General features: G+C 69.8%; 19 protein-coding genes. 16 read left to right on the forward strand and 3 right to left on the reverse strand.

What is annotated here, in order from left to right:
* Positions 1-88: 88 nt before the first annotated feature.
* Entirely contained in the window at positions 89-1,381 is a 1,293-nt protein-coding gene (locus ABZ386_RS26820) for a geranylgeranyl reductase family protein (RefSeq protein WP_351337823.1), read from the forward strand.
* On the opposite strand, the gene def is transcribed toward ABZ386_RS26820, so the two are convergent.
* Positions 1,382-2,008: a peptide deformylase gene (gene def / locus ABZ386_RS26825; RefSeq protein ID WP_355717993.1), complete on the reverse strand. Its 627-nt coding sequence runs from the start codon at positions 2,006-2,008 to the stop codon at positions 1,382-1,384.
* Positions 2,009-2,098: 90 nt separating this feature from the next.
* Here def and ABZ386_RS26830 point away from each other — a divergent pair, with 90 nt between their 5' ends.
* Positions 2,099-3,952 carry an FAD-dependent oxidoreductase gene (locus ABZ386_RS26830; RefSeq protein ID WP_358966180.1) on the forward strand — a complete coding sequence of 618 codons (1,854 nt, stop codon included), beginning with the start codon at positions 2,099-2,101 and terminating at the stop codon, positions 3,950-3,952.
* Between the two features lie 187 nt (positions 3,953-4,139).
* Here ABZ386_RS26830 and ABZ386_RS26835 read toward each other — a convergent pair whose 3' ends face one another.
* On the reverse strand, positions 4,140-4,979 hold the full coding sequence (locus tag ABZ386_RS26835; RefSeq protein WP_355717989.1) for a C40 family peptidase: 840 nt from the start codon (positions 4,977-4,979) through the stop codon (positions 4,140-4,142).
* A 735-nt stretch (positions 4,980-5,714) separates the two neighbouring features.
* On the opposite strand from ABZ386_RS26835, the gene ABZ386_RS26840 reads away from it, so the two are divergent.
* From ABZ386_RS26840 to nuoN, 14 genes are read left to right on the forward strand one after another with little or no spacing between them, the layout of a single operon-like run.
* A complete protein-coding gene (locus tag ABZ386_RS26840; RefSeq protein ID WP_003992243.1) occupies positions 5,715-6,074 on the forward strand; it encodes an NADH-quinone oxidoreductase subunit A in 360 nt (119 codons plus the stop codon).
* 13 nt (positions 6,075-6,087) lie between these two features.
* Entirely contained in the window at positions 6,088-6,642 is a 555-nt protein-coding gene (locus tag ABZ386_RS26845; protein WP_007383964.1) for an NADH-quinone oxidoreductase subunit B, read from the forward strand.
* Positions 6,639-7,379: an NADH-quinone oxidoreductase subunit C gene (locus tag ABZ386_RS26850; RefSeq protein WP_351337816.1), complete on the forward strand. Its 741-nt coding sequence runs from the start codon at positions 6,639-6,641 to the stop codon at positions 7,377-7,379. Before ABZ386_RS26845 ends, ABZ386_RS26850 begins: the two co-directional genes overlap by 4 nt.
* Positions 7,376-8,698 (forward strand): NADH-quinone oxidoreductase subunit D, encoded by a 1,323-nt coding sequence (locus tag ABZ386_RS26855; protein WP_351337814.1) that lies wholly within the window; start codon positions 7,376-7,378, stop codon positions 8,696-8,698. The genes ABZ386_RS26850 and ABZ386_RS26855 overlap by 4 nt, the downstream gene beginning before the upstream one ends.
* On the forward strand, positions 8,695-9,555 hold the full coding sequence (gene nuoE / locus ABZ386_RS26860; RefSeq protein WP_351337811.1) for an NADH-quinone oxidoreductase subunit NuoE: 861 nt from the start codon (positions 8,695-8,697) through the stop codon (positions 9,553-9,555). Before ABZ386_RS26855 ends, nuoE begins: the two co-directional genes overlap by 4 nt.
* Positions 9,552-10,901 (forward strand): NADH-quinone oxidoreductase subunit NuoF, encoded by a 1,350-nt coding sequence (gene nuoF, locus ABZ386_RS26865; protein WP_351337809.1) that lies wholly within the window; start codon positions 9,552-9,554, stop codon positions 10,899-10,901. Before nuoE ends, nuoF begins: the two co-directional genes overlap by 4 nt.
* The gene (locus ABZ386_RS26870; RefSeq protein WP_356502681.1) at positions 10,898-13,402 is read left to right on the forward strand and encodes an NADH-quinone oxidoreductase subunit G; all 2,505 of its coding nucleotides are present in this window, start codon (positions 10,898-10,900) and stop codon (positions 13,400-13,402) included. Before nuoF ends, ABZ386_RS26870 begins: the two co-directional genes overlap by 4 nt.
* Positions 13,403-13,422: 20 nt before the next feature.
* Entirely contained in the window at positions 13,423-14,799 is a 1,377-nt protein-coding gene (gene nuoH / locus ABZ386_RS26875; RefSeq protein WP_358966184.1) for an NADH-quinone oxidoreductase subunit NuoH, read from the forward strand.
* A complete protein-coding gene (nuoI, locus tag ABZ386_RS26880) occupies positions 14,792-15,457 on the forward strand; it encodes an NADH-quinone oxidoreductase subunit NuoI (RefSeq protein WP_114254704.1) in 666 nt (221 codons plus the stop codon). Before nuoH ends, nuoI begins: the two co-directional genes overlap by 8 nt.
* On the forward strand, positions 15,454-16,296 hold the full coding sequence (locus ABZ386_RS26885; RefSeq protein ID WP_356502683.1) for an NADH-quinone oxidoreductase subunit J: 843 nt from the start codon (positions 15,454-15,456) through the stop codon (positions 16,294-16,296). Before nuoI ends, ABZ386_RS26885 begins: the two co-directional genes overlap by 4 nt.
* Positions 16,293-16,592, forward strand: a complete 300-nt coding sequence (gene nuoK, locus ABZ386_RS26890; RefSeq protein ID WP_003992252.1) for an NADH-quinone oxidoreductase subunit NuoK — start codon at positions 16,293-16,295, stop codon at positions 16,590-16,592. Before ABZ386_RS26885 ends, nuoK begins: the two co-directional genes overlap by 4 nt.
* Positions 16,593-16,607: 15 nt before the next feature.
* Complete coding sequence (nuoL, locus tag ABZ386_RS26895) at positions 16,608-18,572, forward strand: NADH-quinone oxidoreductase subunit L (protein ID WP_351337799.1); 1,965 nt, start codon at positions 16,608-16,610, stop codon at positions 18,570-18,572.
* Positions 18,573-18,577: 5 nt separating this feature from the next.
* Positions 18,578-20,149: an NADH-quinone oxidoreductase subunit M gene (locus ABZ386_RS26900; protein WP_355721517.1), complete on the forward strand. Its 1,572-nt coding sequence runs from the start codon at positions 18,578-18,580 to the stop codon at positions 20,147-20,149.
* On the forward strand, positions 20,146-21,795 hold the full coding sequence (nuoN, locus tag ABZ386_RS26905; RefSeq protein ID WP_351337793.1) for an NADH-quinone oxidoreductase subunit NuoN: 1,650 nt from the start codon (positions 20,146-20,148) through the stop codon (positions 21,793-21,795). The genes ABZ386_RS26900 and nuoN overlap by 4 nt, the downstream gene beginning before the upstream one ends.
* A gap of 63 nt (positions 21,796-21,858) precedes the next feature.
* On the opposite strand, the gene ABZ386_RS26910 is transcribed toward nuoN, so the two are convergent.
* Positions 21,859-22,377 (reverse strand): hypothetical protein, encoded by a 519-nt coding sequence (locus tag ABZ386_RS26910; protein ID WP_351337790.1) that lies wholly within the window; start codon positions 22,375-22,377, stop codon positions 21,859-21,861.
* Positions 22,378-22,432: the final 55 nt, after the last annotated feature.

Genomic DNA, 22,432 nt, shown 5'->3' on the forward strand with positions numbered 1-22,432 from the left:
TCAACCGGGTGATCGATGCCGCTGCATAGACTGCCCATGTCCTGTGCCCGGGCGGCACACCGATTCCGAACCTTGGGGAGATCCCGCCGTGAGTGTCGTGACCGAGCCCCTCTCCGAGAACACCGCCGATGTCATCGTCGTCGGCGCGGGGCCAGCCGGCTCCACCACCGCGTACCACCTCGCCAAGGCCGGACTCGACGTACTGCTCCTGGAGAAGACCGAGTTCCCGCGCGAGAAGGTCTGCGGTGACGGCCTCACCCCGCGCGCCGTCAAGCAGCTCGTGGCGATGGGCATCGACATCTCGGAAGAGGCCGGCTGGCTGCGCAACAAGGGCCTCAGGATCATCGGCGGGGGAGTGCGCCTCCAGCTCGACTGGCCGGATCTCGCCTCCTTCCCCGACTACGGCCTGGTCCGCAAGCGCGACGACTTCGACGAGCAGCTCGCCCGGCAGGCCCAGAAGGCAGGGGCCCGGCTGTTCGAGAAGTGCAACGTGGGCGCGCCGATCATCGACGACCGCACCGGCCGCATCACCGGCGTGCACGCCAAGCTCGGCGAGGAGAAGCGGGAGGTCACCTTCCACGCCCCGCTGGTCGTCGCCGCCGACGGCAACTCCACGCGGCTCTCCCTCGCGATGGGCCTGCACCGCCGCGAGGACCGCCCGATGGGCGTGGCGGTGCGCACGTACTTCACCAGCCCCCGTCACGAGGACGACTACCTGGAGTCCTGGCTCGAACTGTGGGACCGCCGCGGCCCCGTCGACCGTCTGCTGCCCGGCTACGGCTGGATCTTCGGCATGGGCGACGGCACCTCGAACGTCGGCCTGGGCGTGCTCAACACCTCGGAGTCCTTCAAGGAGCTGGACTGGCGCGAGGTGCTCAAGGCCTGGTGCGCGTCCATGCCGGAGGACTGGGGCTACACCCCCGACAACATGACCGGGCCCATCCGCGGCGCCGCGCTCCCCATGGCCTTCAACCGCCAGCCCCACTACACCAAGGGCCTGCTGCTGGTCGGCGACGCCGGCGGCCTGGTGAACCCCTTCAACGGCGAGGGCATCGCCTACGCCATGGAGTCCGGCCAGATCGCCGCCGACGTCATCGTCCAGGCCCACGCGCGCTCCACCCCGGCCGGCCGGGAGATGGCCCTCCAGCGCTACCCGCGCGTCCTGAAGGACACCTACGGCGGTTACTACACGCTGGGCCGGGCCTTCGTGAAGCTGATCGGCAACCCGAAGGTCATGCAGATCGCCGCCCAGCGCGGCCTCACGCACCCGCTGCTGATGAAGTTCACGCTGAAGCTCCTCGCGAACCTCACCGACCCGACGGGCGGCGACGCGATGGACCGCATCATCAACGGCCTGAGCAAGGTCGCGCCGAAGGCCTGATCAGCCGGTCAGGGCCTGGATGTTGGCGGCCCGGCGCGCGAGCACCGCCTCCCGCCGGTCCGCCATCTGCCGCAGCGCGTCCTTGCGTTCCCGCCCGGACAGCCGGTCCAGGTACACCTGCCCGTTCACATGGTCGGTCTCGTGGGCCAGGCAGCGGGCGAAGTACCCCGTGCCCTCGATCACGAGCGGCTCGCCGTCCCGGTCGTACCCGCGCACCACCGCCCGGTCCGGACGCGGTACGCCCATGGTCGCGCCCGGCACCGACAGGCAGCCCTCCGCTTCGTCGAGGAGCCTCCTGCGCGAGGCGTCGAGCGGCTCCAGGACCGGGTTGACGACGTGCCCGACATGGCGCACCCCGTCGTCGTCCGGGCAGTCGTACACGAACAGCCGCAGGTCGACCCCGACCTGGTTGGCCGCGAGTCCGGCCCCGTCCGCGATGTACATGGTCAGGAACATGTCGTCGATGAGCGCGGCGAGGTCCGGCCCGAACTCGGTGACGTCCCGGCACGGCTTGTGCAGGACCTCCTCGCCGACCTCGGTGATCCGCCGCACCTTCCCGTTCCGCGCCTCGGGCGCGAGCCGCGGGTACGAGTCGACGGGCCGTCCCTGCACGAAGACACTCGGCATCTGCTGTCTCTCCTTGTGTGGGTGAGGATGCTGAGGGTGGCGGGAAGCCGACTTCCGGCACCGGGAGTCCCTCCCTACCCTCCGGGACTCATGACAACAGAACACGCGCAGCAGTCCCAGGGGCGGTCCGGCCACACGCGCAGACGCTTCCTCGCCGCGACCGGGGGAGCGGCGGGCGCCGTGGCCTCGGGGCCGGGTGTCGGCGTCGCGGCCTTAGGCCCGGGTGTCGGCGTCGTGAACGCCGCGCCCGCCTCCGCCGGCAAGCGCGTCGCCGTCCTCGGCGGTGGCGTCTCCGGCCTCAGCGCCGCCCACGAACTCGCCGAGCGCGGCTACGCCGTCACCGTCTACGAGTACTACGACGCCCTCGGCGGCAAGGCCCGCTCCATGGACGTCCCCGGCACCGGCACCGGCGGCCGCCGCCCCCTCCCCGGCGAGCACGGCTTCCGCTTCTTCCCCGGCTTCTACCGGAACCTGCCGGACACCATGCGCCGCATCCCCTTCGCGGGCAACGCCGACGGCGTCCGCGGCAACCTCCGCTCCGGCACCGAGGCCCTGTTCGCCCGCGGCGCGGGCCGCCCCGACCTGCACTTCCCGCTCCGCCGCGCCACCACCCCGCCCCGCCCCGGCGACCTGACCCCGTCCTGGATCCGCGACCAGATCCTGTCCGTGCTCGACCTCGGCACCCGCCTGCCCGCCCACGAGGCCGCCTACTTCGCCAACCGCCTCCTCGTCCACCTCACCAGCTGCGAGGCCCGCCGCGAGGGCCAGTGGGAGAAGGTCGCCTGGTGGGACTTCATCCGCGCCGAGGAGATGAGCGAGGAGTACCGCACCGTCCTCGGCATCGGCCAGACCCGCAACCTCGTCGCCACGCGCGCGGAGGTGGCGTCCACGCGGACCGTCGGCCGGGTCATCATCGAGGCGCTGCTGCTGTGGGGCCTGCTCGGCCGCGGCATGGACGGCGCCGACGCCGACGTCGACCGCGTGCTGAACGCCCCCACGAGCGAGGCGTGGATCGACCCGTGGGAGACCCACCTGCGCTCCCTCGGCGTCGAGTTCGCCCTCGGCACCCACGTCCACGAGGTCCTCTACGACGGCGGCCGCGTGACCGGCGTACGGGTCTCCGGCCGCGACGGTGGTGAGGAGCGCGTGGTCACCGCCGACCACTACGTCAGCGCCCTGCCCGTGGAACACGCCCGCCGCACCTGGGGCCGGGCCCTGCGCGCCGCCGACCCGCAGCTCGCCCGCTGCGACGCGCTGCAGACCGACTGGATGACCGGCGTGATGTTCTACCTGCGCACCCCGACCCCGGTCGTGCACGGTCACATCAACTGCCTCGACTCGCCCTGGTCGGTGACGGCCGTCGGCCAGGCCCAGTTCTGGGACGGACGGGACTTCCCGCGCGACTACGGCGACGGGCGGGCCCGCGACTGCCTCTCCGCGATCATCTCGGAGTGGGACAAGCCCGGCATCCTGTACGGGAAGCCAGCAAAGGAGTGCACGAAGGAGGAGGTCGTCGCCGAGCTGTGGGCCCAGCTGAAGGACGGCCTGAACGACACCGGCAGGACGGTCCTCAGGGACGAGGACCGGCTGGGCTGGTTCATGGACCCGGCGGTGACGGGCCTGGGCGGCCCCGACCCGCAGAACCGCGAACAGCTTCTCGTCCACCCCACGGGCACGCTCCACAACCGCCCGACCGCCCGCACGAAGGTGCCCAACTTCTTCCTCGCGGGCGACTACGTCCGCACCGACGTCGACCTCGCGTCGATGGAGGGCGCCAACGAGTCCGCGCGACACGCCGTCAACGCACTGCTCGATGCGGACGATTCGGACACGGAGCGCTGCCGGGTCTGGGAGCTGTACCGGCCGCCGGAGCTGGAGCCCCTGAAGCGCGTGGACGAACTGCGGTACCGGCTGGGGTTGCCGAACACGTTCGACCTCGGCTAGAGGCCGTGAGCGGGCCCTGGGGGGATCCGGGGGGTCTGAGGGGACCCCGGGGGCCTGAGGGGCTCCAGGCGGGCCGGGAGGGCGTCCTGGACGGCCGGGAGGATCCCCGGACGGTCGGGAGGGCCGTTGCCCCCGAGCGGCAGCGGCCCTCTTGCCCGTTATGTGTGAATGCGGCGCGTGCGCGACGTCAGAGGACGCGCACCGCGCCCGACGCCGGGTAGCCCGACAGGTCCTGGATGACGACGCCCTTGGACGGGTTGGCCGCGTCCAGGTACTGGCCGTTCCCGATGTAGACGCCCACGTGGTACGCGGAGCCCTTGCCGCCCCAGTACAGGATGTCGCCGACCTGGATGCTGGACAGCGGGACGTCCGTGCCGGCCATCGACTGGTCCTGCGAGACGCGCGGCAGGTCCACACCCACCTGCTTGTACGCGGCCTGCACGAGGGAGGAGCAGTCCCAGGCGTTGGGACCGGTGGCGCCCATGACGTAGGCGTCGCCCAGCTGGGCCTTCAGGAAGGAGATGACCGTCGCGACGCTGCCGCTGGCGGGCGCCGACACCGACGCCGAGGCGGACGCGGACGCGGAGGCGGACAGGGTGGCACGCTCGGCGCTGCGGGTGGCGCGCTCGGCGGCGGCCTTGCGGGCGGCCTCGGCGGCCTTCTTCTTGGCCTCCGCCTTCTTCTTCGCCTCGGCGAGGTCCTTCTTGGCCTCCGCGGCGGCCTTGGCGGCGGCGGCGTCACGCTCTGCGCGCAGCTCGTAGTTCGCGGCGGCCTGCTGCGTGGCGGCCGCGGACTCGGCGACCTGGGCGGACATGTCCGCCGTCAGGGTGGGCAGTTCGATGGTCTGCGTCACCGGTTCGGCGGCGTTCGCCGAGGCCGACGCACCCGCCGCTGCCATGCTGAGAACGCCACCGGCAACTCCGGCACGCATGGCGATCGTCGAGGTCGCGCTGCGGCGGGGCTTCCGGTGGCTGCGTATGTGAGCGGTGTGGGACATGGGAACAACCGGTACCAGGGGCTCCTTCATATCTTCAAGAAACGTGTGCTGCGCCACAGTTGTTCAACCGGGCCCCCAAAACCCCCGAACGAGGCCCTTTATTGACGCCGTAACGGACATTGCGGGCGCGGCGTAACCGGCCTGTGATCACGGTGTTTGATCAATACGCCCGAATTGCCCCGCGCCTACCACTGGTTGCGTTGATTGGCCAAGCCCCGTTCTCATGCGCCTCTCATCCGTGTGACGGAGGTCACGGAACGGTTGCCGCGACGGTCGCGTCCCGGCGCGTAGATCACGGCCGGGTCACGACCTCGCGAAGATCGTGAACGCGTGCACGCGTTCACGCCCCGTTTCACACACCCCCTGAGGTGTGAACGCGCCACTATCAAGAGATCAAGTCCAGCACCAATTTGCATGCAAGGGAACTCTCTTGATATTGAGACGCGCTCTCCGCATACCCTCCGGCCTGCACTGACAAGCCAAAATGTCACCTCTGGTGATCACTCGGACGCTTCGGGTGTGAAGATCACCGCTCATCCGACTTCATGATCGATCGTCAGGTGGTGGAGATCACAAAGCTTGTGCAATACCCCGTGTCGCAGATCACAGAGCGTCGGGCATAAGATGCACGCGGTTGGGCTTGTGACCTGCTTCACATGTTCCCGATCTTCGCCGGGGCGGGCGGGGTTCGGGTGACGGGTGGGGCGGATGTGAGCCCGATGCAAACCGCCAGCAGTCAGTGCCGACTGAGAGGAGCGAGGAGCGGTGAACGCTTATGCGCCCATCCTCGTACTGGGAGCCCTCGGGGCAGGCTTTGCGATCTTCTCCGTGGTCATGGCCACGTTGATCGGGCCCAAGCGGTACAACCGGGCCAAGCTCGAGGCCTACGAGTGCGGTATCGAGCCGACCCCCACGCCGGCCGGCGGCGGGCGCTTCCCCATCAAGTACTACCTGACGGCGATGCTCTTCATCGTCTTCGACATCGAGATCGTCTTCCTCTACCCCTGGGCCGTCACCTTCGACGCCCTGGGGATTTTCGGGCTCGTGGAGATGCTGCTCTTCGTGCTCACCGTCTTCGTCGCGTACGCGTACGTATGGCGGCGCGGCGGCCTGGAATGGGACTGAGGGGCCACACGTCATGGGACTCGAAGAAAAGCTGCCGAGCGGCTTCCTGCTGACCACCGTCGAGCAGGCCGCGGGCTGGGTGCGCAAGGCCTCGGTCTTCCCCGCCACCTTCGGCCTCGCCTGCTGCGCCATCGAGATGATGACCACCGGCGCCGGCCGCTACGACCTGGCGCGCTTCGGCATGGAGGTCTTCCGGGGCTCGCCGCGCCAGGCGGACCTGATGATCGTCGCCGGCCGGGTCAGCCAGAAGATGGCGCCGGTGCTGCGGCAGGTCTACGACCAGATGCCGAACCCCAAGTGGGTGATCTCCATGGGGGTCTGCGCCTCCTCGGGCGGCATGTTCAACAACTACGCCATCGTCCAGGGCGTCGACCACATCGTGCCGGTCGACATCTACCTCCCCGGCTGCCCGCCACGGCCGGAGATGCTGATGGACGCCATCCTCAAGCTCCACCAGAAGATCCAGTCCTCCAAGCTCGGCGTGAACGCCGAGGAGGCGGCCCGCGAGGCGGAGGAGGCGGCGCTCAAGGCCCTGCCCACGATCGAGATGAAGGGGCTGCTGCGGTGAGCGACGCGAACGGCAACGAGGTCAACCCCGAGAAGGACCTGTCGGCCTCCAACCTCCCCGGCCAGCGCGGCCAGGGCGGCGAGGAGATCCGCGTCCAGCGCGGCATGTTCGGCGCCGACAACGGCGGCGACACCTCCGGCTACGGCGGCCTGGTCCGCTCGGTCCGGCTCCCGGGACCGGCGACCCGCCCCTACGGCGGCTGGTTCGACGAGGTCGCCGACGAACTGGAGGGCGCCCTGGAGGAACAGGGACTGCTCCCCGAGAACGCCATCGAGAAGACGGTCGTCGACCGCGACGAGCTGACCTTCCACATCGAGCGCGAGCACCTGGTCCGCGTCGCCCGCACCCTGCGCGACGACCCGGCCCTGCGCTTCGAGCTGTGCACCGGCGTCAGCGGCGTCCACTACCCGAACGACAAGGGCCGCGAGCTGCACGCCGTCTACCACCTGCGCTCGATCACCCACAACCGGCTGATCCGCCTGGAGGTCAGCGCCCCCGACAGCGACCCGCACATCCCGTCGCTGTTCGAGGTCTATCCGACGAACGACTGGCACGAGCGCGAGACGTACGACTTCTTCGGCATCGTCTTCGACGGCCACCCCGCCCTGACGCGGATCATGATGCCGGACGACTGGCAGGGCTTTCCGCAGCGCAAGGACTACCCCCTCGGCGGCATCCCCGTCGAGTACAAGGGCGCCCAGATCCCGGCTCCGGACCAGCGGAGGTCGTACTCATGAGCACTTCCCACGCCTCCCCTCGGGAGACCACCGAGGGCACCGTATATACGGTCACCGGCGGCGACTGGGACGAGGTCGTCCAGTCCGCGGCCCGCGCCGACGACGAGCGCATCGTCGTCAACATGGGCCCGCAGCACCCGTCCACGCACGGTGTGCTCCGCCTGATCCTGGAGATCGAGGGCGAGACCGTCACCGAGGCCCGCTGCGGCATCGGCTACCTGCACACCGGCATCGAGAAGAACCTCGAGTACCGGACGTGGACGCAGGGCACCACGTTCGTGACGCGCATGGACTACCTGACGCCGTTCTTCAACGAGACGGCGTACTGCCTCGGCGTCGAGAAGCTCCTCGGCATCGAGGAGCAGATCCCGGACCGCGCCTCGATCATCCGCGTGCTCCTGATGGAGCTGAACCGGCTCTCCTCGCACCTGGTGTGCATCGCCACCGGCGGCATGGAACTCGGCGCCACCACGATCATGATCTACGGATTCCGTGATCGTGAACTCATTCTCGACATCTACGAGCTGATCACCGGCCTGCGGATGAACCACGCGTACATCCGCCCCGGCGGACTCGCCCAGGACCTGCCGCCCGGCGCGGTGGACCAGATCCGCGAGTTCGTGAAGAAGATGAAGAAGAACCTCCCGGAGTACGACAAGCTCGCCACCGGGAATCCCATCTTCAAGGCCCGCATGCAGGACATCGGCTACCTCGACCTGGCCGGCTGCATGGCCCTCGGCGCCACCGGCCCGATCCTGCGCTCCACCGGCCTGCCGCACGACCTGCGAAAGGCCCAGCCGTACTGCGGCTACGAGACGTACGACTTCGACGTCCCGACCGCCGACACCTGCGACGCCTACGGCCGCTTCCTGATCCGGCTGGAGGAGATGCGCCAGTCGCTGCGGATCATCGAGCAGTGCCTGGACCGGCTGCAGCCCGGCCCGGTCATGGTCGCCGACAAGAAGATCGCCTGGCCCGCCCAGCTCGCCCTGGGACCCGACGGACTCGGCAACTCCCTCGACCACATCAAGAAGATCATGGGCACCTCCATGGAGGCCCTGATCCACCACTTCAAGCTGGTCACCGAGGGCTTCCGCGTCCCGCCGGGACAGGCGTACGCGGCGGTCGAGTCGCCGAAGGGCGAACTCGGGGTGCACGTCGTGTCCGACGGCGGCACCCGCCCCTACCGGGTCCACTTCCGCGACCCGTCCTTCACCAACCTGCAGGCCATGGCGGCGATGTGCGAAGGCGGCCAGGTCGCCGACGTCATCGTCGCCGTCGCGTCCATCGACCCCGTGATGGGAGGCGTCGACCGGTGACCACATCGTCTTCCGAGCGGGGCGTCAGCCTGGGCATGCCCGAACTGCCCGCACCCGCCTACCCGGACGACGTCCGGGCCCGGCTGGAGACGGACGCGCGCGAGGTCATCGCCCGCTACCCGGACTCCCGGTCCGCCCTCCTGCCGCTGCTGCACCTCGTGCAGTCCGAGGAAGGGCACGTGACCCGCACCGGCATGCGGTTCTGCGCGGACATGCTCGGCCTGACCACGGCCGAGGTCACCGCCGTCGCCACCTTCTACACCATGTACCGGCGCCGGCCGAGCGGTGACTACCAGGTCGGGGTGTGCACCAACACCCTGTGCGCCGTCATGGGCGGGGACGCGATCTTCGAGGAGCTCCAGGAGCACCTCGGCGTCGGCAACGGCGAGACCACCGACGACGGCAAGGTCACCCTGGAGCACATCGAGTGCAACGCGGCCTGCGACTTCGCGCCGGTCGTGATGGTCAACTGGGAGTTCTTCGACAACCAGACCCCCAGCAGCGCCAAGCGCCTCGTCGACGACCTGCGCGCGGGACGGCCGGTCGCGCCCACGCGCGGGGCGCCCCTGTGCACCTTCAAGGAAACCGCCCGGATCCTGGCCGGCTTCCCCGACGAGCGGGACGGGGCCGTCGAGTCCGGGGGAAGCGCGGGACCCGCCTCCCTGGTCGGCCTGAAGCTCGCCAAGGGGGAGGGCGCTCCCGCCCGGGTGGTGCACCCGCGCGGCGAGACGGCCCGGACCGACGCGCCGCACGACCCGTCACCGACGGAGCACTTGAGCTCGCACGACGCGCCGCAGGACACGTCGGCCTCCGACCCCGCCCACCCGGCCGGGCCTGTCGCCGAGGAGGGGGAGTGATGACCTTGGCACCCGAGCTGAAAGACATGAGCCCCGAGAAGCTGCTCGCACCGGTGCTGTCGGCCTTCTGGGACGAGGACAGGTCCTGGACGCTGGACGTGTACCGAAGGCACGACGGCTACGAGGGGCTTCGCAAGGCGCTCGCCATGTCGCCGGACGACGTGATCGCGTACGTCAAGGAGTCCGGTCTGCGCGGGCGCGGCGGCGCGGGATTCCCCACCGGGATGAAGTGGCAGTTCATCCCTCAGGGAGATGGAAAGCCGCACTATCTAGTTGTCAACGCCGACGAGTCGGAGCCGGGGACGTGCAAGGACATCCCGCTCCTCTTCGCGAACCCGCACAGCCTCATCGAGGGCATGATCATCGCGTGTTACGCCATCAGGTCTTCGCATGCCTTCATCTATCTGCGTGGTGAAGTCGTCCCAGTGCTGCGGCGGTTGCACTCTGCCGTGCGCGAGGCGTACGAGGCGGGCTTCCTCGGCGAGAACATCCTGGGCAGCGGACTCGACCTCGACATCACCGTGCACGCGGGCGCGGGCGCGTACATCTGCGGTGAGGAGACCGCACTGCTCGACTCGCTCGAAGGCCGCCGGGGTCAACCGCGGCTCCGTCCCCCCTTCCCTGCTGTCGCGGGCCTCTATGCGTGCCCGACTGTGGTGAACAACGTCGAGTCGATCGCTTCGGTTCCCGCGATCATGCATCGGGGCAAGGAATGGTTCCGGTCGATGGGGAGTGAGAAGTCGCCCGGCTTCACGCTCTACTCCCTCTCCGGCCATGTCGCCAATCCCGGTCAGTACGAGGCGCCGCTCGGGATCACGCTCCGCCAGCTCCTCGACATGAGCGGCGGCATGCGGCCCGGGCACCGCCTCAAGTTCTGGACGCCGGGCGGCTCCTCGACCCCGATGTTCACCGACGAGCACCTCGACGTCCCTCTTGATTACGAAGGAGTGGGCGCCGCGGGTTCCATGCTCGGCACGAAAGCCCTGCAGTGCTTCGACGAGACGACCTGCGTGGTCCGTGCCGTCACGCGCTGGACCGAGTTCTACGCCCACGAGTCCTGCGGCAAGTGCACGCCCTGCCGCGAAGGGACCTACTGGCTCGTGCAGCTGCTGCGCGACATCGAGGCCGGCAAGGGACAGATGTCCGACCTCGAGAAGCTGAACGACATCGCCGACAACATCAACGGCAAGTCCTTCTGCGCCCTCGGCGACGGCGCCGCCTCGCCGATCTTCTCCTCGCTCAAGTACTTCCGCGAGGAGTACGAGCAGCACATCACGGGCCGGGGCTGCCCCTTCGACCCGGCCAAGTCGACGGCCTGGGCCGACCGCACGGAGGTGAACGCATGACCGTGACCACCAACGCTCCCGCGGGTGGGGGAGAGGCGGCGGTCCCGCCCGAGGACCTCGTGACGCTGACGATCGACGGCGTCGAGATCAGCGTGCCCAAGGGCACCCTGGTCATCCGGGCCGCCGAGCAGCTCGGCATCGAGATCCCCCGGTTCTGCGACCACCCCCTCCTGGACCCGGCCGGCGCCTGCCGCCAGTGCATCGTCGAGGTCGAGGGCCAGCGCAAGCCCATGGCCTCCTGCACCATCACCTGCACCGACGGGATGGTGGTGAAGACGCACCTGACCTCGCCGGTCGCGGAGAAGGCCCAGAAGGGTGTGATGGAGCTCCTGCTCATCAACCACCCCCTGGACTGCCCCGTCTGCGACAAGGGCGGCGAGTGCCCGCTGCAGAACCAGGCCATGTCGCACGGTGACGCCGAGTCCCGCTTCGACGGCCGCAAGCGGACCTACGAGAAGCCCGTCCCGATCTCCACGCAGGTGCTGCTCGACCGTGAGCGGTGCGTGCTGTGCGCCCGCTGCACCCGGTTCTCCAACCAGGTCGCGGGCGACCCGATGATCGAGCTGGTCGAGCGGGGCGCGCTCCAGCAGGTCGGCACCGGCGAGGGCGACCCGTTCGAGTCGTACTTCTCCGGCAACACCATCCAGATCTGCCCCGTGGGAGCGCTGACCTCGGCGGCGTACCGATTCCGCTCCCGCCCCTTCGACCTGGTCTCCTCCCCGTCGGTGTGCGAGCACTGCTCCGGGGGCTGCGCCACCCGCACCGACCACCGGCGCGGCAAGGTGATGCGGCGGCTCGCGGCCCTCGACCCCGAGGTCAACGAGGAGTGGATCTGCGACAAGGGGCGGTTCGCCTTCCGGTACGCCCAGCAGCGCGACCGGTTGGAGACGCCCCTGGTGCGCAACGCCGAGGGCGAGCTGGAACCGGCCTCCTGGCCCGAGGCGCTGCAGATCGCGGCCCAGGGGCTGCTGGCCTCCCGGGGCCGCACCGGCGTGCTGACCGGCGGCCGCCTCACCGTCGAGGACGCCTACGCGTACAGCAAGTTCGCGCGCGTGGCGCTCGACACCAACGACATCGACTTCCGCGCGCGCGTGCACAGCGGCGAGGAGGCCGACTTCCTCGCCGCCCAGGTCGCCGGACGCGGCCGGGACCTCGACGGGACGGGCGTCACGTACACCGCGCTGGAGAAGGCACCGGCCGTCCTGCTGGTCGGGTTCGAGGCCGAGGAGGAGGCGCCCGGCGTCTTCCTGCGGCTCCGCAAGGCCTGGCGCAAGCACGGGCAGCGGACCTTCTCGCTCGCCACGCACGCCACCCGGGGTCTGGAGAAGGCCGGCGGCACGCTGCTGCCGGCGGCTCCCGGCACCGAGACCGAGTGGCTGGACGCGCTCGCGAGCAACGTCGGTCTGGAGGGTGACGGCGCTGCCGCCGCCGAGGCGCTGCGCGCCGAGGGCGCGGTGATCGTCGTCGGCGAGCGGCTGGCCGCGGTGGCCGGTGGTCTGACGGCCGCCGTCCGCGCCGCCGCCGCGACCGGCGCCCGGCTGGTGTGGATCCCGCGCCGGGCCGGGGAGCGCGGCGCCGTCGAGGCGGGTGCGCTGCCGTCGCTGCTGCCGGGCGGGCGTCCGGCCACCGACCCGCGCGCGCGGGACGAGGTCGCCGCCGTCTGGGGCGTCGCCGGCCTGCCGCACCGCTACGGCCGCGACACCGGCCAGATCGTGGAGGCCGCCGCGACCGGTGAACTCCAGGCCCTGCTGGTGGCGGGCGTGGAGATCGCCGACCTGCCCGACCCGGCACGCGCGCGTGCCGCGCTCGACGAGGTCGGCTTCCTGGTCTCGCTCGAACTGCGGCCCAGTGAGATCTCCCGCAAGGCCGACGTGGTCCTGCCCGTCGCCGCGGTCGCCGAGAAGGCCGGCACCTTCCTCAACTGGGAAGGCCGCGTCCGCTTCTTCGAGGCGGCGCTCAAGCCCGACCAGATGACCCGCCGCCTCGCGCCCGGCGACGCGCGCGTGCTGCAGATGCTCGCGGACGCCATGGACGTCCACCTGGGGCTGCCGGACCTGCGCACCGTACGGGCCGAGATCGACCGGCTCGGCGCCTGGGACGGCCCGCGAGCCGGCGAACCCCTGGAGACCGCGGGCCCGCTGCCCCGGCCGGCCGCGGGGGAAGCCGTGCTCGCCGGACACCGGCTGCTGCTCGACCAGGGCGTCCTCCAGCAGGGCGACGAGGCACTCGCCGGAACCCGGCACGCCGCACGCGCGCGGGTGTCGGCCCCCACGGCGGCCGAGGCGGGCGTCAAGGACGGCGACCTCCTGGCGGTGACGGGTCCCCAGGGCGTCGTCGAACTGCCGCTGCAGATCAGTGACATGCCCGACCGGGTGGTGTGGCTGCCGCTCAACTCCACCGGCGGTGGCGTCGCCTCCGACACCGGGGCGCGGCCCGGCTCCCTCGTCCGCATCGGCCCGGCGACGCTCGCCGGCGAGGCCCCCAAGGAGGTGGAGGCATGAGCGCCCAAGGAGGTGGAGGCATGAGTCCGTACCTCGCCGCTGAAGACCTCTCGATGTTCGGCACCGACCCCTGGTGGCTGGTCGTCATCAAGGCGGTGTTCTGCTTCGCCTTCCTGATGGTGACCGTGCTCGTCTCCATCGTCATGGAGCGCAAGGTCGTCGCCTGGATGCAGCTGCGCATCGGCCCCAACCGGCACGGCCCCTGGGGCATGCTCCAGTCGCTCGCCGACGGCATCAAGCTGATGCTGAAGGAGGACGTCGTCGTCAAGCGCGCGGACAAGGCGGTGTACGTCCTCGCGCCGATCGTCGCGGCCATCCCGGCCTTCATGGCGATCGCGGTGATCCCCTTCGGCCCGGCCGGCAACGAGATCTCGATCTTCGGCCACCGCACCACGATGCAGCTCACCGACCTGCCGATCGCGATGCTCTACATCCTCGCGGTCGCCTCGGTCGGCATCTACGGCATCGTGCTGGCGGGCTGGAGCTCCGGCTCTACCTACCCGCTGCTGGGCGGCCTGCGCTCCTGCGCGCAGATGATCTCCTACGAGATCGCGATGGGCGCCGCCTTCGCCTCCGTGTTCCTCTACTCGGGGTCGATGTCGACGTCGACGATCGTCGAGCAGCAGACCGACCGCTGGTACATCCTGCTGCTGCCGGTCTCCTTCGTCATCTACATCGTCACGATGGTCGGCGAGACCAACCGCGCCCCCTTCGACATGCCGGAGTCCGAGGGCGACCTGGTCGGCGGCTTCAACACCGAGTACTCGTCGATCAAGTTCGCGATGTTCATGCTCGCCGAGTACGTCAACATGGTGACCGTCTCGGCCGTCGCCACCACGCTCTTCCTCGGCGGCTGGCGGGCTCCCTGGCCCATCAGCACCTTCTGGGAGGGCGCCAACCACGGCTGGTGGCCGCTGCTGTGGTTCACCGTCAAGGTGCAGCTGCTGCTGTTCATGTTCATCTGGATCCGCGGCACCCTCCCGCGCGTCCGCTACGACCAGCTGATGAAGCTCGGCTGGAAGGTCCTCATCCCGGTCTCGCTGGTGTGGCTGATGCTCGTCGCGAGCGTCCGCGCCTTCCGGAACGAGGGCTACGACTTCGCCGACATCGCCCTCTACGTCGGCGGCGGCGTCCTCGCCGTGCTGCTGCTCTCCTTCGTCGCCGACATGTTCCGCGAGAAGGCGAAGCAGGCCGAACCGCCGGCCGAGACCCCGGCCGCCTTCGACCCGATGGCGGGCGGATTCCCCGTACCGCCCCTGCCGGGGCAGGAACTTCCGCCCGTCCCGCGACGCCGCTCGCGCCGTGAGCGGGAGCTGATTGTCAGTGGTGGCCTCGATACTCAGAGTGACGGACCTCTGGGCGGATCTACGGATGGAAAGGAGGCGTCCGATGGCTGAGGAACTCGAGCGTTCACAGGCCGAGGAACCGAAGGACACCAAGCCCGGTTTCATGAACCCGGTGGCCGGCTTCGGCGTGACCTTCAAGGCCATGTTCAAGAAGCGGCTGACCGAGCAGTACCCGGAGCAGCAGAAGACCACGGCTCCCCGCTTCCACGGACGGCACCAGCTCAACCGCCATCCGGACGGCCTGGAGAAGTGCGTCGGCTGCGAGCTGTGCGCCTGGGCCTGCCCCGCCGACGCCATCTACGTCGAGGGCGCGGACAACACCGACGAGGAGCGCTACTCGCCGGGCGAGCGGTACGGCCGCGTCTACCAGATCAACTACGCCCGCTGCATCCTGTGCGGCCTGTGCATCGAGGCGTGCCCCACGCGCGCGCTGACGATGACGAACGAGTTCGAGCTGGCCGACTCCAGCCGCGCCAACCTCATCTACACCAAGGAGCAGCTGCTCGCCGGTCTTGAGGAGGGCATGGTCGACACGCCCCACGCCATCTACCCGGGCACGGACGAACAGGACTACTACCGGGGCCTGGTGACCGAGGCCGCCCCCGGTACGGAGCGCCAGGTCGCCCACTCCAAGGGCGAGGTGGTGCAGGAGGCCGACTCGACCTTCGGCGGGACGGAACCGGCGTCGGAGAAGGTGATCGGCCGATGACCACCCAGCTCGCCGCCTACTCCACCTCCACCGGAGAGGCCGTCCAGTTCTGGATCCTCGGCACGGTCGCGGTGATCGGCGCCCTGTGCACCATCCTCATGAAGAGGGCCGTGCACAGCGCCCTCTGCCTCGCCGGGACCATGATCATCCTGGCGGTGTTCTACCTCGCCAACGGCGCCTACTTCCTGGGCGTCGTCCAGATCGTCGTCTACACCGGCGCGATCATGATGCTGTTCCTGTTCGTGGTGATGCTCGTCGGCGTCACCGCGGCGGACTCCCTGAAGGAGACCATCAAGGGCCAGCGCTGGCTCGCCCTGCTGTGCGGACTCGGCTTCGGCGTCCTGCTGATCGCCGGGATCGGCAACGCCTCCCTGAAGGAGTTCAACGGCATCGGCCAGGCGAACGCCGGCGGCAACGTGGAGGGCATCGCCGCCCTCCTCTTCACCCGGTACGTCTTCGCGTTCGAGATCACCGGCGCCCTGCTCATCACGGCCGCCGTCGGCGCCATGGTGCTCACCCACCGCGAGCGCACCGAGCGCGCCAAGACGCAGCGCGAACTCTCCGAGGAGCGGGTCCGCGCGGGCAAGCAACTGCCGCCCCTGCCGGCCCCTGGTGTCTACGCCCGGCACAACGCGGTCGACATCGCGGGCCTGCTGCCCGACGGCACCCCCTCCGACCTCACGGTCAGCAAGACCCTGCGCGAGCGGGGCCAGGTCCGGGACGTGTCGCAGGAGGCGCTCAACGACCTCAAGGCCCTGGAGCAGCGTGCCGAGGAGCGCCTGGAGCGGAAGGCCATCGAGCCGGCCACGTTCAAGCGGCCCGAGGAGGCGTCGAAGTGAACCCCGTCAACTACCTCTATCTCGCGGCCCTGCTGTTCACGATCGGCGCCACCGGCGTGCTGATCAGGCGCAACGCGATCGTGGTGTTCATGTGCATCGAGCTCATGCTCAACGCCTGCAACCTCGCGTTCGTCGCCTTCTCCCGGATGCACGGCAACCTCGACGGCCAGATCATCGCCTTCTTCACGATGGTCGTCGCCGCCGCGGAGGTCGTGGTCGGGCTCGCGATCATCGTGTCGCTGTTCCGCGCCCGCCACTCGGCCTCGGTCGACGACGCCAGCCTGATGAAGCTGTAAGGGGTCGGAAGAATCGTGGAGAACCTCATTGCGCTGCTGGTGGCGGCGCCCCTGCTCGGAGCGGCGGTCCTGCTGTGCGGCGGACGCCGACTGGACGCCGTCGGCCACTGGATCGGCACGCTGCTCGCGGCCGTCTCCTTCGTGCTCGGTCTCGTCCTGTTCACCGACATGCTGGGCCAGGACGCCGAACACCGCGTCATGGGCCAGCACCTGTTCAGCTGGATCCCGGTCGAGGGCTTCCAGGCGGACGTCGCCTTCCGCCTGGACCAGCTGTCCATGACGTTCGTGCTGCTGATCACGGGCGTCGGATCGCTGATCCACCTGTACTCCGTCGGCTACATGGAGCACGACGAGCGGCGCCGCCGCTTCTTCGGCTATCTGAACCTGTTCCTCGCGGCGATGCTGATCCTCGTCCTCGCCGACAACTACCTGCTGCTGTACGTCGGCTGGGAGGGCGTCGGTCTCGCCTCCTACCTGCTGATCGGCTTCTGGCAGCACAAGCCCAGCGCCGCCACGGCCGCGAAGAAGGCCTTCCTGGTCAACCGCGTCGGCGACATGGGCCTGTCCATCGCGATCATGCTGATGTTCCTGTGGTTCGGGACCTTCGCCTTCGGGCCGGTGCTCGGCAGCCACGGGGAGGCCGGACTCGCCGGTGCCGCCGGTGAGGACAAGCTGACCGCGATCGCCCTGATGCTGCTGCTCGCCGCCTGCGGCAAGTCCGCCCAGGTGCCGCTGCAGTCCTGGCTCGGGGACGCGATGGAGGGCCCCACCCCGGTCTCGGCCCTCATCCACGCCGCGACGATGGTGACCGCGGGCGTCTACCTGATCGTCCGCTCCGGAGCCATCTTCAACGGCGCACCCGACGCGCAGTTGGTCGTCACGATCGTCGGCGCGGTCACGCTCCTGTTCGGTGCGATCGTCGGTTGCGCGAAGGACGACATCAAGAAGGCCCTGGCCGGCTCGACCATGTCGCAGATCGGCTACATGATCCTCGCCGCGGGCCTCGGCCCCATCGGCTACGTCTTCGCGATCATGCACCTGGTGACGCACGGCTTCTTCAAGGCCGGGCTGTTCCTCGGCGCCGGTTCGGTCATGCACGGCATGAACGACGAGGTCGACATGCGCAGGTACGGCGGCCTGCGCAAGTACATGCCGGTCACCTTCGTCACCTTCGGCCTCGGCTACCTGGCGATCATCGGCTTCCCGGGCCTGTCCGGCTTCTTCTCCAAGGACAAGATCATCGAGGCGGCGTTCGCCAAGGGCGGTACCGAGGGCTGGATCCTCGGGGCCTGCGCCCTGCTCGGCGCGGCCATCACGGCGTACTACATGACGCGCGTGATGCTGATGACCTTCTTCGGCGAGGAGCGCTGGCGCCACGCCCCGACGCCGTCCCCGGCCGAGCCGGACGTGGAGCCCGCCGCCGAGACGCGCGGCGAGTACACCCCGCCGCACCCGCACGAGTCGCCCAAGGTCATGACGATCCCCATGATCGTGCTGGCCGTCGGGTCGGTGGCCGGCGGCGCGTTCTTCAGCATCGGCGACCGCTTCATGCACTGGCTGGAGCCGATCACCGGCCACGACCACGGCCACCCGCCGATCAGCGCCCTCACGGTCACGCTGTCCACGGTCGCCGTCATGGTCCTAGGCGTCGCCCTCGCCTGGTCGCAGTACGGCCGCCGCCCGGTCCCGGCCGTCGCCCCGCGCGGCTCGCTGCTCACCCGGGCCGCCCGGCGCGACCTGCTCCAGGACGACTTCAACCACGTCGTCCTGGTCCGCGGCGGCGAGCACCTCACGCGGTCCCTGGTCTACGTCGACCACACCCTGGTCGACGGCGTCGTCAACGGCACGGCGGCCTCGGTCGGCGGCCTCTCCGGGCGGATGCGCAGGCTGCAGAACGGCTTCGCCCGCTCCTACGCGGTCTCGATGTTCGGCGGCGCGGCGGTCATCGTCGCCGCGACCCTGCTGATGAGGGCGGTCTGATACCGATGTCCTTTCCTCTGCTGACAGCGACAGCGGCGCTCCCGGCCGTCGGGGCGATCGCCACGGCCGCCGTACCGGCCGCGCGGCGCACCGCCGCCAAGTGGCTGGCGCTGCTCTTCTCGCTCGCCACGCTCGTCCTGGCGATCGTCGTCCTGGTCCGCTTCGACCCGGACGGCGACCGCTACCAGCTCACCGAGTCCCACGCCTGGATCGCCGACTTCGGCGTCCGCTACGAACTGGGCGTGGACGGCATCGGGGTGGCGCTGATCGGGCTCACGGCGCTGCTGATCCCGTTCATCATCCTCGCGGGCTGGCACGACGCCGACCCGCTGGAGACCGGCAGCAGCCGGTGGCGGCCGACGCAGGGCTTCTTCGCCCTGATCCTGGCCGTCGAGGCGATGGTGATCCTCTCCTTCGAGGCCACCGACGTCTTCCTCTTCTACATCTTCTTCGAAGCCATGCTCATCCCGATGTACTTCCTCATCGGCGGCTTCGGGGACCGTGCCCACGAGCACGGCGAGAAGGCGGCGGCGACGCAACGCTCCTACGCCGCGGTGAAGTTCCTCCTCTACAACCTGGTCGGCGGCCTGATCATGCTGGCCGCGGTGATCGGCCTGTACGTGGTCGCCGGGAACTTCTCGCTCCAGGAGATCGCCGAGGCCCGGGCCAACGGCTCGCTGGACATGGCGACCAGCACCGAGCGGTGGCTGTTCCTGGGCTTCTTCTTCGCCTTCGCGGTGAAGGCGCCGCTGTGGCCGCTGCACACCTGGCTGCCCAACGCGATGCAGGAGTCCACGGCTCCCGTCGCGGTCCTCATCACGGCGGTCGTCGACAAGGTCGGCACCTTCGCGATGCTCCGCTTCTGCCTCCAGCTCTTCCCGGAGGCCAGCCAGTGGGCGACGCCCGCGATCCTCGTCCTCGCCCTGATCAGCATCATCTACGGGGCGCTGCTCGCGGTAGGCCAGCGCGACATCAAGCGGCTGATCGCCTACGCGTCGATCTCCCACTTCGGCTTCATCATCATGGGCATCTTCGCGATGACCAGCCAGGGCCAGTCCGGGGCGACGCTCTACATGATCAACCACGGCATCTCGACGGCCGCGCTGATGCTGGTCGCGGGCTTCCTGATCTCCCGGCGCGGCTCGCGGCTCATCGCCGACTACGGCGGAGTGCAGAAGGTCGCCCCGGTGCTCGCCGGCACGTTCCTGATCGGCAGCCTCGCGACGCTCTCCCTGCCGGGTCTCGCGCCGTTCGTGAGTGAGTTCCTGGTCCTGGTCGGCACGTTCACGCGCTACCCGGTGATCGGCATCATCGCCACCTTCGGCATCGTCCTCGCCGCGCTCTACACCCTCGTCCTCTACCAGCGGACGATGACGGGCCCGGTGAAACCGCAGGTCAGTGCGATGCCGGATCTCAAGGTGCGGGAACTCGTGGTGGTCGCCCCGCTGATCGTCCTGCTGATCTTCCTGGGCGTCTACCCGAAGCCCGTCACGCAGATCATCGACCCGGCGGTCAAGCAGACCATGTCCGACGTACAGAAGAAGGACCCCCAGCCCGAGGTGGAGGCGGCCAAGTGAGCGCAACAGCCGTCCACAGCCTGTGGACAAACGCGGCCGAGCCGATCACCAAGATCGACGCGCCGAAGTTCGAGTACGGACAGCTGGCGCCCACCCTGATCGTCGTCGGTGCGGCGATCATCGGGATCCTGATCGAGGCGTTCGTACCGCGCAAATCCCGTTACTACGTCCAGATGTTCGTGTCCGTCGTCGCGCTCGCGGCCGCCTTCGCCGCGGTCGTCGCCCTCGCGGCCGACGGATACGGCACGACCAAGGCACGCATCGCGGCGATGGGCGCGATCGCGGTCGACGGACCGGCCCTCTTCCTCCAGGGCACGATCCTGCTGGCGGCCCTGGTCGGCCTGTTCACCTTCGCCGAGCGGCGCCTGGACCCGGTGGTGCACGGCAACCGGGTCGACTCCTTCGCCGCGCAGGCCGCGTCCGTGCCGGGCAGCGAGAGCGAGAAGGCGGCGGTCAAGGCCGGGTTCACCACCACCGAGGTGTTCCCGCTGCTGCTGTTCGCCGTCGCCGGCATGCTGATCTTCCCGGCGGCCAACGACCTGCTGACGCTGTTCGTGGCGCTGGAGGTCTTCTCCCTCCCGCTGTACCTGCTGTGCGCCCTGGCCCGCCGCAAGCGGCTGATGTCGCAGGAGGCGGCGGTCAAGTACTTCCTGCTCGGCGCCTTCGCCTCCGCGTTCACCCTGTTCGGCATCGCGCTGCTGTACGGCTACGCGGGCTCGATGTCGTACGCGACGATCGCGCAGGTCGTCGACGGCACCGTGCAGGACGTCAACCCGGCGCTCGCCGACACCATGGGCAACGACGCGCTGCTGCTGGTCGGCGCCGCGCTGCTGGTGATGGGCCTGCTGTTCAAGGTGGGCGCGGTGCCGTTCCACATGTGGACGCCGGACGTGTACCAGGGCGCGCCGACCCCGGTGACCGGCTTCATGGCGGCGGCGACGAAGGTGGCGGCGTTCGGCGCGCTGCTGCGGGTGCTGTACGTCGTCCTGCCGGGGCTGCGCTGGGACTGGCGGCCGGTGATGTGGGCCGTGGCGATCGTCACCATGCTGGGCGGTGCGATCGTCGCGATCACGCAGACCGACATCAAGCGGCTGCTGGCGTACTCGTCGATCGCGCACGCCGGGTTCATCCTCGCGGGTGTCATCGCGACCACGCCCGACGGCGTCTCGTCGGTGCTGTTCTACCTGGCGGCCTACTCGTTCGTGACGATCGGCGCCTTCGCGGTGGTCACGCTCGTGCGTGACGCGGGCGGTGAGGCGACGCACCTGTCCAAGTGGGCGGGGCTCGGACGCAGGTCCCCGCTGGTGGCGGCGGTGTTCGCGGTGTTCCTGCTGGCCTTCGCGGGCATTCCGCTGACGTCCGGCTTCGCCGGGAAGTTCGCCGTGTTCAAGGCGGCGGCGGAGGGCGGGGCCGCCCCGCTCGTCGTCATCGGTGTGATCTCGTCGGCGATCGCGGCGTTCTTCTACATCCGCGTCATCGTGCTGATGTTCTTCAGCGAGCCGCGGCCCGAGGGCCCGACGGTGGCCGTGCCGTCGCCGCTGACGATGACGGCGATCGGGGTGGGTGTGGCGGTCACGCTGGTGCTCGGTGTGGCGCCGCAGTACTTCCTGGACCTGGCGGGGCAGGCGGGCGTGTTCGTCCGCTGACGCCCCGCGTGCGTGTGGGACCCGGTCTCTCCTCGGAGGGCCGGGTCCCTTCGCGTGTACGGGTCAGGGGCACTGCACCCTGGGGTTCCAGGGGTGGAACACGCCCCTGGGGTTGTCCTTGAAGATCCAGGCGTGCAGCGTGTAGACGACGCCCAGACCGGGGATCTCCTCCGGCCCGTCGAAGTGCCGGTCGCCGAACATCACCGGGCGGTCCCAGTCCGTCTCCACCTTCTGGTCGGCGTCACGGACGATCCACTCCACGGCTCCGGCGCGCAGCCGGCCCTGCTTGTCCTTGTGGTAGACGACCGCGGCGGGCTTCACCGGATCGGTGGAGTTGATGAGCCGCTGCTTGATGTAGTGGTAGCCCATGGCGCCCTCTCCGGGCAGGGCGGTGCACGGGCCGGCGGGGAGGTAGTCGTCTCTGACCGCGCGCTTCACGTGCTGGTAGTGGCGCGTGGCGGCGTAGGTCTGCACGAGCTCGGGCTCCGAGTCGTGGCCGTGTCCGGCGGCCTGGGCGGGAGCGGCGGTGAGGGCGAGCGCGGTGGTCAGGGCGAGGGCGCAGGCGGCCTTGAGGGGGGACATGTCGAGTCGCTCCTTGCGGAGAGGGGCGCCCGCGGGAGGGCGCCCGTCGTGAGGG

The sequence above is a fragment of the Streptomyces sp. NPDC006140 genome, assembly GCF_040628815.1.
In the GTDB taxonomy this organism is placed as follows: domain Bacteria; phylum Actinomycetota; class Actinomycetes; order Streptomycetales; family Streptomycetaceae; genus Streptomyces.

Bases quoted from the DNA above. Each gene is read 5' to 3' on its own strand.
- ABZ386_RS26855 (WP_351337814.1), top strand. From the start codon at position 7,376: ATGAGCACTTCCCACGCCTCCCCTCGGGAGACCACCGAGGGCACCGTA.
- ABZ386_RS26830 (WP_358966180.1), top strand. From the start codon at position 2,099: ATGACAACAGAACACGCGCAGCAGTCCCAGGGGCGGTCCGGCCACACG.
- nuoI (WP_114254704.1), top strand. From the start codon at position 14,792: ATGGCTGAGGAACTCGAGCGTTCACAGGCCGAGGAACCGAAGGACACC.
- ABZ386_RS26835 (WP_355717989.1), bottom strand. From the start codon at position 4,979: ATGAAGGAGCCCCTGGTACCGGTTGTTCCCATGTCCCACACCGCTCAC.
- ABZ386_RS26910 (WP_351337790.1), bottom strand. From the start codon at position 22,377: ATGTCCCCCCTCAAGGCCGCCTGCGCCCTCGCCCTGACCACCGCGCTC.
- ABZ386_RS26870 (WP_356502681.1), top strand. From the start codon at position 10,898: ATGACCGTGACCACCAACGCTCCCGCGGGTGGGGGAGAGGCGGCGGTC.
- nuoH (WP_358966184.1), top strand. From the start codon at position 13,423: ATGAGTCCGTACCTCGCCGCTGAAGACCTCTCGATGTTCGGCACCGAC.
- def (WP_355717993.1), bottom strand. From the start codon at position 2,008: ATGCCGAGTGTCTTCGTGCAGGGACGGCCCGTCGACTCGTACCCGCGG.
- ABZ386_RS26845 (WP_007383964.1), top strand. From the start codon at position 6,088: ATGGGACTCGAAGAAAAGCTGCCGAGCGGCTTCCTGCTGACCACCGTC.
- ABZ386_RS26900 (WP_355721517.1), top strand. From the start codon at position 18,578: ATGTCCTTTCCTCTGCTGACAGCGACAGCGGCGCTCCCGGCCGTCGGG.
- ABZ386_RS26885 (WP_356502683.1), top strand. From the start codon at position 15,454: ATGACCACCCAGCTCGCCGCCTACTCCACCTCCACCGGAGAGGCCGTC.